General features: G+C 68.6%; 12 protein-coding genes and 1 pseudogene. 8 read left to right on the top strand and 5 right to left on the bottom strand.

All coding sequences use genetic code 11. The features are described 5' to 3' along the window. Window positions 1–4: 4 nt before the first annotated feature. A complete protein-coding gene (locus IE278_RS02125) occupies window positions 5–469 on the bottom strand; it encodes a peptidoglycan-binding domain-containing protein (RefSeq protein WP_246569718.1) in 465 nt (154 codons plus the stop codon). 433 nt (window positions 470–902) lie between these two features. Between IE278_RS02125 and IE278_RS02120 the strand changes: the two genes are divergently transcribed. The 4 genes and pseudogenes from IE278_RS02120 to IE278_RS02105 all read left to right on the top strand — a co-directional run bounded on the left by IE278_RS02120 (window position 903) and on the right by IE278_RS02105 (window position 4,694). Next, window positions 903–1,871: an AraC-like ligand-binding domain-containing protein gene (locus IE278_RS02120; protein ID WP_189768094.1), complete on the top strand. Its 969-nt coding sequence runs from the start codon at window positions 903–905 to the stop codon at window positions 1,869–1,871. Window positions 1,872–2,423: 552 nt separating this feature from the next. Continuing rightward, window positions 2,424–3,096, top strand: a pseudogene (locus tag IE278_RS02115) (nucleotidyltransferase family protein). Window positions 3,097–3,420: 324 nt separating this feature from the next. Continuing rightward, window positions 3,421–3,948 carry a DUF3291 domain-containing protein gene (locus IE278_RS02110; RefSeq protein ID WP_189768092.1) on the top strand — a complete coding sequence of 176 codons (528 nt, stop codon included), beginning with the start codon at window positions 3,421–3,423 and terminating at the stop codon, window positions 3,946–3,948. Between the two features lie 98 nt (window positions 3,949–4,046). After that, window positions 4,047–4,694, top strand: a complete 648-nt coding sequence (locus IE278_RS02105) for a dihydrofolate reductase family protein (protein WP_189769017.1) — start codon at window positions 4,047–4,049, stop codon at window positions 4,692–4,694. Window positions 4,695–4,959: 265 nt separating this feature from the next. On the opposite strand, the gene IE278_RS02100 is transcribed toward IE278_RS02105, so the two are convergent. Beyond that, window positions 4,960–5,259 carry a hypothetical protein gene (locus tag IE278_RS02100; protein ID WP_189769126.1) on the bottom strand — a complete coding sequence of 100 codons (300 nt, stop codon included), beginning with the start codon at window positions 5,257–5,259 and terminating at the stop codon, window positions 4,960–4,962. Between the two features lie 217 nt (window positions 5,260–5,476). On the opposite strand from IE278_RS02100, the gene IE278_RS02095 reads away from it, so the two are divergent. Next, on the top strand, window positions 5,477–6,439 hold the full coding sequence (locus IE278_RS02095) for a hypothetical protein (RefSeq protein WP_189768090.1): 963 nt from the start codon (window positions 5,477–5,479) through the stop codon (window positions 6,437–6,439). Window positions 6,440–6,529: 90 nt separating this feature from the next. Here the strand turns inward: IE278_RS02095 and IE278_RS02090 are convergent, their stop codons facing one another. Next, entirely contained in the window at window positions 6,530–7,405 is an 876-nt protein-coding gene (locus tag IE278_RS02090; RefSeq protein ID WP_189768088.1) for an ABC transporter permease, read from the bottom strand. Continuing rightward, on the bottom strand, window positions 7,402–8,313 hold the full coding sequence (locus IE278_RS02085; RefSeq protein WP_246569716.1) for an ATP-binding cassette domain-containing protein: 912 nt from the start codon (window positions 8,311–8,313) through the stop codon (window positions 7,402–7,404). Before IE278_RS02085 ends, IE278_RS02090 begins: the two co-directional genes overlap by 4 nt. Before the next feature lie 132 nt (window positions 8,314–8,445). Between IE278_RS02085 and IE278_RS02080 the strand changes: the two genes are divergently transcribed. The 3 genes from IE278_RS02080 to IE278_RS02070 all read left to right on the top strand — a co-directional run bounded on the left by IE278_RS02080 (window position 8,446) and on the right by IE278_RS02070 (window position 11,956). Further along, window positions 8,446–9,687, top strand: coding sequence for a sensor histidine kinase (locus IE278_RS02080; RefSeq protein ID WP_189768084.1), 1,242 nt, complete (start codon window positions 8,446–8,448; stop codon window positions 9,685–9,687). Beyond that, on the top strand, window positions 9,684–10,355 hold the full coding sequence (locus IE278_RS02075) for a response regulator (RefSeq protein ID WP_189768082.1): 672 nt from the start codon (window positions 9,684–9,686) through the stop codon (window positions 10,353–10,355). The genes IE278_RS02080 and IE278_RS02075 overlap by 4 nt, the downstream gene beginning before the upstream one ends. A 332-nt stretch (window positions 10,356–10,687) precedes the next feature. Continuing rightward, a complete protein-coding gene (locus IE278_RS02070) occupies window positions 10,688–11,956 on the top strand; it encodes a cytochrome P450 family protein (RefSeq protein WP_189768081.1) in 1,269 nt (422 codons plus the stop codon). 219 nt (window positions 11,957–12,175) lie between these two features. Here the strand turns inward: IE278_RS02070 and IE278_RS02065 are convergent, their stop codons facing one another. Next, on the bottom strand, window positions 12,176–12,766 hold the full coding sequence (locus IE278_RS02065) for a hypothetical protein (RefSeq protein ID WP_189768079.1): 591 nt from the start codon (window positions 12,764–12,766) through the stop codon (window positions 12,176–12,178). Window positions 12,767–12,873 lie beyond the last annotated feature (107 nt).

Raw genomic sequence — 12,873 nt, 5'->3', positions numbered from 1 at the left:
GCACTCACACGCATCGGGGGTCCTGCGTAGGGACGCCGTTGAATTCCCAGAAGGCATCCGTGGTCCTCGGGCCGGCGACTCCGTCAACGGCAAGGCCAAAGCCGAAAGAGTTCAAGAAGCGCTGCAACGCCTTGATCGTGTACTGGCCGACGATTCCATCGACCTCCAAGCGGACACCTCCGTTGAAGCCACGCGCGTTGAACATCCGCTGTGCTGCCTTCCAGCTGTCGGTGCCCAGCAGGCCGTTGTGCTCCCAGGGCTCGTAACCGGAGCGGGTCAGAAAGCACTGCCAGTTCTTCGCCCGGGCGACGGTCAGGCCGAGGTTTTTCACCGCGAGAACGGAAACGTCCTGGGCGCTCGCCGCTGGCTTGGCTATCGGCTCGGATGCCGCGGAGCTGATGGTCGCACCCGCCAGACTGCCGGTGGCGAGCCCGATAACGGTGGCAGCGCTGACGAACGTCCTCGTCAAAACAGGTCGCATTGTTGTCCTCTTCATTGTCTCGCCGCTACAGAGCGAGCGGGATAGGGGAATCTGGCCTTGAAGGACCGGAGACATCTCGTGCGTGGTCTCGGAAACCGGGATACCGGGAAACCGGAAAGGACCGATGTCCAGGCCATCCGTCGACTCTCCTCTCTCCGGCCTCGACCAGGACCTTAGGACCATCCAGGGCTTCGGCCTTTGTCATCCGTGCAGGGGAATGTGTCAGGAGTGCACAGCCGCAAGGTGACGCCGCACCAGGCAGGCAGGAGCTCAGCGCGGGCCCGTCGAGGCCGCTGTACGGCGGAAGAGAATCCCGCCAGACTGATGCCGGGAACCATCTGTGACGAGGGGGGCTTGTGGGGGAACGGGGCAAGGTATTGCCGGGCCGGCTCGACAACCGACGCAGACGAGGGGCTGCCTCATGAGCCCGGTCCTGGACACCGCGTACATACCGCCGCGGGACCGAGAGGAGGTGGTCCGAGAAGCGGTGTGGGAATCCGTGGTGGCGGTCGATATCGACCATCCGCTTCCGGCGGAGGACATCTCCGTTCGCATTGGGCTCGGCAGCGTCGGGCCGCTGAGAATCTGTTCGGCGCGGGCGACCGCGGTCACTGTCCGTCGGACGGAGCGGCTGGCCCGTGAGGACGAGGAGCCACTCGTCTTCCTCGGTCTGCAGATGACGGGCACCAGCCTGGTGATGCAGAACGGCCGCCAATGCCTGCTGCGGCCGGGAGACTTCGCCGTCTACGAATCGGTCGCTCCCTACACACTTCTCTTCGACGAGGGAGTCGACCACCACTTCTTCCGTCTCCCCCGCGCCGCACTCGCGCTTCCCGAACGGCTGCTGCGCGACGTCACCGCGGTCACGCTGGGCCCCGGCAATCCCGTCGCGCGCCTGGCCTCCACCTATTTCTCCCAACTGGCCGCCAGCGACGAATTACGCCAGGGCGTGTACGCCGACGCCGTCGTAGAGCCCAGCATCGAACTGCTCCGTGCCGTCCTGACCTCCCAGCACGGTGACTCCAGCCGCGCCAGAGCCCCGCTGGAGGCAACGCTCAGCCTGCGCATCACCCACTACATCCGGGCCCACCTGGATGACCCCGATCTGTCGGCCGCACGGATCGCCGCCGCACACGGAATCTCCGTACGTCATCTCTACGCCGTGCTGTCCCGCTCGGGTATCAGCCTCGGGGACTGGATCCGCGCACGCCGCCTGGCCGAATGCAAACGGGATCTGGCCGGCCCGAACGGCCGCCTGCGGACCATCGCGGCGATAGGGCGGAGCTGGGGCTTCCTGGACGCGACGCATTTCAGCAAGGTGTTCCGGCAGGCGTACGGGATGTCGCCACGGGACTGGCGCGACCAGCATCACCCGCGCTCCTCCGGGTGATGGCCTCCGCGCGCCCCGCGTGTCGCGTGACCGACCCTTGACTCCCGGTCGGGCCCTGGCCGGAGGCCAGGCGAGGCGACCAGCGCCGGTTCTCCGGTTCCGGTGTGTTCCAGGCATGGCGGTGCGGGATCACCAGGCCGGCACCTGGTGATCCGGTAGGCCGCGGACTTCGAGACAACGAACAGCGGTACAAGCCGCCGCGGCGTCAAGCTGGTGCGCCCGTACGCCATGATCTCGCCGGAGCTGGTGCCGATCACTTGCTGGACAGGTGGAGGTCTCCGGACCAGGTATCGCACCGCACACGGCCAGAGCCGAAGGTGATCTCCAGTGAGATTCGCCCGCTGATCGGCGCCATCTCTATGCGACCTGACTCCGCCATGTCGTACCCCGCAAAGGGGGCAAAGGTCTCCACGATCAGGCACCAGTTGCAGCGACTCTCTCGGAATGCAGCACGCAACACGCCCGGCCATACGCAGCGCGGGCGTCTCCCCGATGCTTCGTCGGCGTCTCGGTCAACCGAGGCTGACCGCGAACGAGTTGTGGTAAGGAGGGCTGGCGATCAGTCGACTCCCTCTTGACCAGCAACTTGAGTCCCTGCGCTCGGTGCTCTCCCGTAACGACGTCTTGACGGAAGTGCTGGCGCGAACCGCGGCGCTGGACCTCCCCGGGTGGTACGTGACGGCCGGATGCCTGTTCCAGACGGTATGGAATGTGGTCACGGAGAAACCTCCGACCAGCGGGATCAAGGACTACGACGTCTTCTACTTCGATGGCAGCGACCTTTCCTGGGAGGCGGAAGACTCAGTGATCCAGGCCGCGGGAGGTCTTCGCCGATCTGCCTGCAGAGGTCGAGATCAGGAACGAGGCACGAGTTCACCTCTGGTACGAGGACAAGTTCGGTGTCCCGTGTCCGCCGTATGACTCCGCCGAGGCGGCGATCGACAGCTTCGCCGCGACGACGTGCTGTCTGGGAGTGCGGGTGGAGACGAACGGACGGTGGCGTGTCTATGCACCCCATGGGCTGTCGGACGTGTTCAACCTCGTCCTCCGGCCGAACCCGGTGCTTGCTCCGCGGTCGGTCTACGAGGTCAAGGCGGCCCGGTGGCAGCAGGAGTGGCCCGAACTGACCGTGCTGGGCTGGCCGTCCGCGGACATCACGGCGACTTCAGACCCCGCCCGCGTGCGTGACCGGAGCCCGGGCGACAGACGTAGCGACCGGCGCTGACGGCCAGGCCTTCCGCCGGCCGGAAAGACGACCACCGCGAGCACGTCACCGCGAGCACGTCACCGCGCTCATCGACGCCGCCACATCACTGCGACAGTGAGCGTGCAAGAAGCCACTTGGACGGGGAAAACGCAACTTCGACAGCGCCCGCAGAGGCAGTTACCGTCCTCTCGTCTTCGGCGATCGCCCACGGTCGCGCAGGAGGTCCTTGGGGCTGAGCCACCCGTGACGGGTTGGGTTTGTCCTGCCCCACGCACCCTCGCCCCAGTGCGTAAACCGGAACACCGGGTCCACGCCAGGCAGCCTCAACCAGGGAGAGGACGCATGCTTCATCTTGCTCTGTACACATTCGGCGTCCTGAAGTCACCTCTCGCCGATCCCTCACCTCTCACACGAGAGTTCTACGACACAGGTGAGGCCGTCTATCGGAGGATCAGCCAACACCCCGGATACGTCGCGCGTGCCGAGGCGGCAGGCGGTGACAAGGGCATGCTCTTCGAGGCGGACTGGGGTGCGTGGGGAGAGTTCGCCGTACCGGCCTGGTACGGCAAGGGCCGTACCGTGGAAACCACCGCCCTGGCCGCGACACTCTCACTCTGGACCGACCTGAGCCCCGCCTTCGACGCCATCTACACCGGTCTGCACCGGGAGGCGCTGAACCGGCGTTACGACTGGTTCGAGAGGACAGGGCACCCGAGTCACGCGTGCTGGTGGGTCTCCGGTGGCGTGATACCCACCTGGCAGGACGGGGTCTCCAGGCTGGAGCACCTCCACGACCGCGGCTCCGCGCCGCACGCCTTCACCTTCCACCACCCATTCGCCCCGGACGGATCTGCGACCAGGGTCAGATAGAGAACTTGAGCGCTGCTGTCGATCCCGTCCCGTCCCGTTCGACGTGCTGTTGTAGGGCGCATCAGCAGAGGGTGCGACAGGACCGGATGAGGGAACACATGGAGCAGTTGCTGCGCGTGCAGAATTTCACCATCTCCAGCGACGGGGTCGCCGCCGGCGAGGACCAGAGCCTGGAACGGCCATTCGGCCACCACATCGATCCGGGAAAGCTGTTCTCCTGGGCCGGCTCCACGGCGAGCTGGCCCCACCGCACCGAGCCCGGAGGAAGCCGCGGCCTCGACGACTACTTCACCCGGGACTTCCAGCACAACATCGGCGCCGAGATCATGGGCCGCAACAAGTTCGGACCCCAGCGCGGCCCCTGGCAGAACCATGAGTGGCAGGGCTGGTGGGGTGACGAACCACCCTTCCACACACCGGTGTTCGTCCTGACCCACCACACCCGTCCATCGATCACGCTGTCCGACACCACGTTCCATTTCGTGGACGACGACCCCGCCGGCGTGCTCGCGCAGGCACGAAAAGCCGCGCAGGGCAAGGATGTTCGACTCGGCGGGGGTGTGAGTACCATCCGGGAGTTCCTCGACGCGGGTCTCGTCGATACCCTGCACGTGGCCGTCGCACCGGTGAAACTCGGATCCGGGCTTCGTCTGTGGGACTCCCCCGATGAACTGCTGGACCGGTTCCACATGGACATCGTGCCGAGCCCGAGCGGCGTCACCCACCACCTCTTCTGGCGCAAATAGGTAGGAGAGGCGCCCGGCGACCTCGGCCGGGGTGAGGCGCGCAGTCCCATCGACCAACCGCCGACGCCGCAGCAGCCTTCCCGGTCGGGTGTGCACGCCCGGCCGGGACCTCAGCGCTTGCGGTTCCTGGCCACCACCACGAACAGGACTCCCGCAACGAGGACGACGCCCAGAACGATGCTGATCACCGTGCTGCCGCCACTCGCGCCGCCTGCTGCGGTAATCATCGCGCTGCCTCCCTGGCTTGCGATCGTACGGGGGATCGTCATCGGATGAGGTTACGCAGGACGCCGGTGCTGGCACCGGCGGCGGTCAGCCCGGTGATGGCAGCCGTGGCCGGGTGCGCGCCGGACAGAACGGTGAGAGTGGCGATCACCAGGCCGATGACCACGGCGGCAAGCAGGACGACGGCGGTGTGCAGGGACACGAACGGCTCGGTGCCGGGAGCGGGGGCGGGTACGACGACTGGCTGGCCAGTGGGTTGGGATGAGGCGGCGGCATCCGGCCGGGAGGCCGAAACGGAATGGCCGGACTGGGCGGACTGCGCGGGCTCAGGAGTGCTCATGGCTCAACCGTCTCGCCGAGCAGGACGACGGTAGGCGCGCACCGAACAGATCCGATGACACCCGATCAACAGGCCAGTGCCGGTGAACACTTTTCCTATCGGGTCGAACGCAACGTTGCCTCTCTGTCACACCGGCGGGCTGTTCGGCCAAGTTCGGTACTGGTCCACCGCAGCCCTTCTAGCCTGCTCAGCACAGCTGGACGGGGGATGGACGACGGTGAGCGAGCACAACACGACGGTCGAAGGCGCTGAGGGTGCAGACCTGTACGAACAGCACCTGGAACGCCAGGCGCAGGCGCTGCGGCGGTTGAAGGTGCAGCGGGGTGATCCCCCGTTGCGCAGGATCCAGGCGCGGGCCAAAGAACTGTTCGGCGATGGGGTGCCGCTGCCGCTGGCTACCCAGCACGCCGCGTTCAACGGTCGCTACGTCAGCCTCGACAAGCTGATCGTCCTCGTGCGTACCCTCATGTCCTGGGACCCCTACGGCCAGCCCTGTTCGCCCCCTGACCGCACCCATCCCGACCTCGCTCCCTGGCACGAACAGTGGCGCGCCATCGCCGAACTGCGATCCCGCCGACACCGGCCCGCACCCGCCCCCACACCCGCCCCCGCCCGTACGCCGGCTCCGGCTCCTGCTCCGGCTCCTGCTCCTGCTCCTGCTCCTGCTCCTGGTGCACTCGAAACCCCCTCGCCGACCGTGACGGCACCTCATCCATCGACAGGACCCGGCCACTTCGCGGCGCGCGCTCTCACCAGGGCAAGCCGAACGCTGACGGCGATGGGCCTGGCGGGCGTGCTGATCCTCGCCCTGGACGCCAGCAGCCCTCACCTCTGCGCGGCCGCACACGCCAGCAGCACCCAGCTCTCGCTCCCCGCCGAAGAGACTCGAGAGGTCCACTACCCGGCTCTCGCAGCGGGAGTGCTGCAGCAAGCGGCCCCGCAAGCCCCGCAGGCCCCCGGCATGTGCATCCTCTACGCAGCCCAGACCAGCTGCCCTGCGGACTTCCCCCAACCCACACCCACCGTCAACCCCACACCGAACACAACTCCCCCGCCCAGCGCGGCCCCAGCGACGGCCCTCAGCCCTAGCCCCAGCCCCAGCCCCAGCCCGGATCCGAGTCCCAGCGTGACTCTCGCCTCGCAGCCAGAACCCACCCACAAGCACGACATCTGCACCTAGCACCATGTCCGGCAACACGCCCGACGGCATCAGGGCTGACGAGTATCGACAGGTGGCTTTCCGCAAGAGCTGGCGCCCACCCTCCCTCGTTCACACGTCCCGGCGTCGCACCACGAGCGCCGCGACAGTCACCGCTACGCCAGCCCACGCGCCGTACACGATCCATGCCTCGGTGACCGTCAGCGGGTACTTGCCCAGGTCGTGCGCCCGTTCAGGGTTCGTCACCAGCCGCTCCCACGCGCTGAGCGGCATGGCGTTGCCGATCTCCTTGACCCAGCGGAAGCGCTCACCCTGGAAGAGCACCGGTACCAGGAGCAGCAGGGCGACGATCGTGACGACGGAACCCGCGGCGTGCCGGACGACCGCACCCACCGCCGTACCGACCAGTGCGCACAGCGGTGCGAGCAGCGCGGCCGCGGCCACGGCGCGCAGTGCGCCCGGGTCGCCCAACGACAGGCCGCCATGATCGCGCAGCAGCATCTGGGTGACCGCGAAGGAGGTGCCGGAGACGAGCATGCCCAGCGCCGCCATGACCGCCGACACCACGGTCATCTTGGCGGCGATCACCGCCTGGCGGTCGGGGACGGCGGCGAAGGTCGTACGGATCAGCCCGCTGGAGTACTCGCCGAAGACCGCGATCGCCCCCACCGCGGCAGTGATGATCATGAACATCTGCCAGGCGGGATCGACGAACGCCGTGGTCAGCGGATCGAACGAGAACTCGGAGCGGTCCGGAAAGTCCGGCCGGTCCGGCGACCACGGTGTCTGATGCGCCAGCCGGTCGGCGTTGGACACGGCGGAGTTCACGTTGATGCCGATCACGGTCAGCGCACCGACACCGAGCACCCAGTACGTGGACCGCAGCGACCAGAGTTTGATCCACTCGGCGGCGAGGAGGTGACGGAACCGGGCAACAGGTACCCGGGCCTGGAGGCGGGCAGGGGCCTCGTCGAGTTCGGGGGTCATCGGGCGGCTCCTGCCGCGTATTCGACGCTCTGCGTGGTCAGTTCCATGAACGACTCCTCCAAGGAGGCCGCGTGCGGGCTGAGTTCGTGCAGCCGCACCCCGTGCGCGAAGGCGAGCTCGCCGATGCGGTCCGCGGGCAGACCGGTCACCGTGTACGCCCCGTCGAGCTCCAACCGGACCGTCGCCCCCGCGCCCTCCAACAACCCGGACAGGATCTCCGCGTCGGGCGTACGGACGCTCACCCGCAACTGTGTGCCGCGGGCGGCGAACTCCCGCAGGCTCTCCGCCGCGATCAGCCTGCCGCGGCCGATGACGATCAGCTCGTCGGCGGTCTGCTGCATCTCCCCCATCAGATGACTGGAGACGAGTACGGTGCGGCCCTCGTCCGCCAGTTGCCTAAAGAGGTTGCGCAGCCAGCGCACCCCCTCCGGGTCGAGGCCGTTGAGCGGCTCGTCGAAGAGCAGTACGGGTGGATCGCCGAGCAGCGCGGCTGCGATACCGAGCCGCTGTTTCATCCCCAGGGAGAATCCGCCGATCCTGCGGCCCGCCGCGTCGGCCATGCCGACCTCCGCCAGCACCTCCGCGACCCGCCGTAGTGGCAGCCCGTTGCCGGCCGCCAGTGCCCTCAGATGGGCGCGGGCGGTGCAGCCGCCATGCACGTCATGGGCATCGAGCAGGGAGCCGACATGTCGCAGGCCACGGGGGCGGTCGCCGAACGGCTGCCCGTCGACGGTGACGGTGCCGCCGGAGGGCTGGTTCAGTCCGAGGACCATCCGCAGCGTGCTGGTCTTGCCGGCGCCGTTCGGTCCCAGGAAGCCGGTGACCACGCCTGGGCGCACGGTGAAGGACAGTCGGTCGACGGCGGTGGTCCGGCCGTAGCGCTTGGTGAGTTCGGTTGCTTCGATCACACGTCCACGCTGCCGGGGCGGGCCCCGCCCGGGCATCTGGCCACCGGCCACAATCGGGTCATCCCAAGTAGCCCCGAGGAGTAGGCCCGTGGGCCGATTCCCGGGTGCGGGCGGCACACCTATGATCTGCGCATGAAAGCCCCGCTGAATCCTCCGCGGTCGCTGCTCACCGAGACCCTGGCCTGGTGTTCAGGCATCGCGTACGTCATCGTGCTGCACGTCGTCGTGCTGAACACGGGCCGCGATCTGACCGGGATGCGCCTGCTGCTGGTCGCCCTGCCCGGCGTACTGCTGCTGCCCCTGATACTGCGTCGGCCGCTGCCCGCCCTGGTACTGCTGCTCGGCGCCTCCTTCGCGGCCACCGTGAGCACGGACTCGGCGATGGCCGCGGGGCAGGAAGTGGGGCACGACGTGGGGCAGGACGTGATGGGCGGCGTCGCGCCCTCGGGGACACAGGCGTGGCAGATCGCGTATCTGCAGGCGGTACTCACCGATCTCACCGTCGGACGGATCGCCGCCACCAAGTCGCGGCTGATGTCGGCCGTCGCCGCACTCGTGGCCCTCGGCGTGCAGATCGGGGGCGCCAGTTACTACCGGGACGGCTCCTCGTCGTTCCTCGCGGCCTCGGTTTTCCTCGCGTTGACGATGGTCACCGCCTCGACGGCCGGCTACTCGATCCGGGAACGCCGCCGGCACACCGCCGGCCTGCGGGCCCGGGCCGCTGAGCAGGCCGTCACCACGGAACGGCTGCGCATCGCACGGGAGTTGCACGACATGGTGGCGCACAGCATCGGTGTCATCGCCATCCAGGCCGGGGTGGGCCGACGCGTCATCGACACGCAGCCGTCGGAGGCCCGCAACGCCCTCGGTGCCATCGAGGACACCAGCCGCGACACCCTGGCGGGCCTGCGCCGGATGCTCGGCGCGCTGCGGCAGGCGGACCCGGAGGCCGGTGCGCCGCTCGGCCCGGCACCGGTCCTCGCCGATCTCGACGAGCTGGTGGAGCGGACCCGGGACGCGGGCGTACGGGTGGACATGAAATGGCGGGGCAAGGCGCACGGCGAAGGGCGGCCGCTGCCTGCGGAGATCGAGCTGTCCGCGTACCGCATCATCCAGGAGGCGATCACCAACGCCGTCCGCCACTCGGGCGCCGACACCTGCCGGGTGACCGTCGACCGCCGGGAGGACGACCTGTCCGTCGAGATCACCGATGAGGGCCGCGGCATGTCCACCCTGCCCGGCGCGGCGGGCTACGGGCTGACGGGCATGCGGGAACGGGCGGCGCTGCTGCACGGCGAGTTCACGGCCGGGCCGCGCGCCGAAGGCGGCTTCCGCGTGGCGGCGCGGCTCCCGGTGTCGGCGGCTGTCGGATGACCCGGGTGCTCCTCACCGACGACCAGCCGCTGGTCCGCCACGGGCTGCGGGTGCTGATCGCCGACCACCCCCAGCTGGAGGTGGCGGGCGAGGCCTCGAACGGCGAGGAGGCGGTACGGCTCGCCGAACGACTGGCGCCGGACGTGGTGATGATGGACATCCGGATGCCCGGCATGGACGGTATCGAGGCCACCCGGCGGATCTCCGCGAGCCCCGGCACCCCGCCCAAGGTCCTCATCCTCACCACGTTCGACGACGACGAGTACGTCTACGGCGCGCTCCGGGCCGGGGCGAGCGGCTTCCTCGTCAAGGACATGGACATGGACATGGACCAGATCCTCACCGCGATCGAAATCGTCGCCGCGGGCGACGCCCTCATCGCGCCGAGCGTGACGCGCCGGCTGATCGCGGAGTTCGCGGCCCGCCCTGCCGCCGTACCGTCGCCCCATCGGCCGGTGGTGGAGGGCATCACCGCCCGCGAACGAGAGGTACTCACCCTGGTCGGCGGTGGACTCTCCAACGCGGAGATCGCCGCGCGGCTGCACATCAGCATGGCCACGGCCAAGGCCCATGTCGGCAGACTCCTGACGAAGCTGGACGCGCGGGACCGCGTGCAACTGGTCATCATGGCCTACGAGTCGGGGCTGGTGACGCCGCCTCGGGGATAGGAGCGCCGGTGGGAGAGGCGGTTCGCGGCTCGCTGCCGGTCGAACCGGTCAACGCATCGGGGAAACCGGTCAACGTACCAGTTGAACCGGACGACTTGAGTCCGTCGGGCAGGGCTTCGTCCGCTTCGTACGTATACGCAGAGCCGGGTCGTTACGATGACGATGGATGACATCGGATGACAGTGGTGGGGTCGGCTCCGGGGTTCGCGCCCGGCGACGGTTCCGGCCCTGTCGGGCGGTCGGCCCGGACTCGGTACAGCTTCCTTCGCGGTACGGCCGCACACGGTAAGCGGACGCAAGGCAACGTATCCCACGTGCAGTTGGAGCTGTCCATGCGCATCGACCATTCGAAGCTGTCGCTCGACCAGCCCGTGTCCTACCTCGATCCGAACCGCGGGACCCACGAGGAAGCAGCCGAGTGGCTGCGGTTCGGCCCCGTGGTACCGGTGGCACTGCCGGACGACGTCCGTGCCTGGGCGGCCATGTCGGCCGCGGCGGCCCAGACGATACTGGACGCGCACCCCGACCTCTCCAGCGATCCGCGGCACTGGGGTGCGTACACGCGCGGAGAGATACCCGCCGGATGGCCGCTCCTCAACCTGATCGTCGGGGAGTCGATGCTGAACGCGGACGGGGCCGACCACCGCAGGCTCCGCCGCCTGGTGAGTTACGCCTTCACTCCGCGGCGTATCGAGGCGTTCGCGCCCCGGATCCGTGAGATCAGCGGGGAGTTGCTGGACGGTCTGGAGTCCGGGCTGAAGTCCGGGGGGCCCGGGGCGGTGACCGATCTCAAGGAGAGTTTCGCCTATCCGCTCCCGCTGCTGATCATCTGCGAGCTGTTCGGCCTCACCGAACCCGATCAGCAGCACCGATTACGCGGCCACTTCCAGACGATGCTGAGCGTCGAGGTGAGCGGCGCCGAACGGCAGGAGGCCGCGGTCGGGCAGCGCGAGGTGCTGGCACGGCTGGTCGCCGACCGGCGCGCGGCCCCGCTCGGCGATCTGACCAGCGCGCTGATCGAGGCGTTGGACGACGAGGCCGGCAGGCTGACGGAGAAGGAACTGATCGACACCCTGGAGATCATCCTGCTCGCCGGGCACGAGACCACGGTCAACTCGCTGACCAGCACCGTCCACGCCCTGCTCACCCATCCCGACCAGCTCACCGCGCTCCTCGACGGCGAACTGGACTGGCCGGCCGCCGTGGAGGCGGGCCTGCACTGGAACGCCCCGCTGCGCAACCTGTTCATGCGGTACGCGGTGCGGGACACCGATCTGCACGGGGTGACCGTGCGCCGCGGCGAGCCGATCGTCGTCGGGCTGGCCGCCGCCAACCGCGAACAGCGCGGAACGGTCCCGGCGCGGTTCGACATCCGCGACTCCCGCCACTACGACCGCCAGCTCGCCTTCGGCGCGGGCCCGCACTACTGCCTCGGCGCGCCCCTGGCCCGCCTGGAGAGCGCGATCGGGCTCTCCCAGCTCTTCACCCGCTTCCCCACCATGCGCCTGGCCGTGCCCGAGTCGGAACTGGTCCCCGTGATCTCCACAGCGGTGAACGGCGTCGCCGCCCTCCCGGTCATCCTCCGCCCGGAACCCACCTGAGGCCTGGCCGACTTCGGCGATCCCGTTACGGGGGCTGAGCCCGTTCATTGTCCGTTCCCCGTTCCCCGTTCATGACGGGATACGGGGAACGGGCTGTCCTGTGATCACCGGGCGCCCCTTGCCGTCGTGAGGGGGACGGTGACAGTTCTCGATCACGTGATCGACGCACTTCGCCCAGCCTCGACGTCCGCCGCATCGATCGCCGGGTCGATCGTTGAGTCATCTGTTGGCGTCAGCTGCTTCAGGGAAGCCCAGTTGGTCCAGCAGGGCGTCGAACAGCTCCTCCACGAAGGTCTCCTGTGCACGCAGCAGCTCCTCGATCCGCGCCTGCTGCGCTGTGGCCCGGACACCAGCGGCTGAAGCCCATACGAGAGCACCTTCGGCGTCGGCCGGCACCTCCGCGTCGAGTTCCGCGCGCTTACGTCTGAGGGCCTCGTCGAACTCCGGGGTGGTCACCCACAGGCTCACGTCGTCCACGTCCTCAGGCTCCTCGACGAGGAGGGCCGCAGCGTTGTCGAGGTTCAGCCATGCCTGCCAACGCCGCCCGCTGGTGTCCAGGCCGGTCACGAGGGCGACGCTGCTGTCGGAGACATCGGCGACGCAAGCCGCCGCACCAGTCCGTTCGACCAAGGCGGGGAGGTAATCGTCCTCCCAGATGCCGTGTTCCAACTGCAGGGTCTGCCAGCCACCCGGACGCGACGGCCACTCGTGCGCCTCGCCCCTCAGCCCCGGGCCGGCGCTGGCGAGCAAAGGCGCTTCCAGCAAGCGGCGTTCGCTGCGCGCAAAGACCAGATGGCCGGAAAAGCCCATAGAACCTCCTCGTTGGACACCACCGCACCCTATGAGTTGGCACTGACATCACGGGAGTGGCCGACCCCTGGGCGAACCGACCGGCGGTAACCCAAGGATCAGCGGTA

It is taken from the genome of Streptomyces tauricus (assembly GCF_014650955.1).
In the GTDB taxonomy this organism is placed as follows: domain Bacteria; phylum Actinomycetota; class Actinomycetes; order Streptomycetales; family Streptomycetaceae; genus Streptomyces; species Streptomyces tauricus.
The sequence above is the reverse complement of the archived record's forward strand: the minus strand, read 5'-3'. Positions and strand labels throughout refer to the sequence as shown.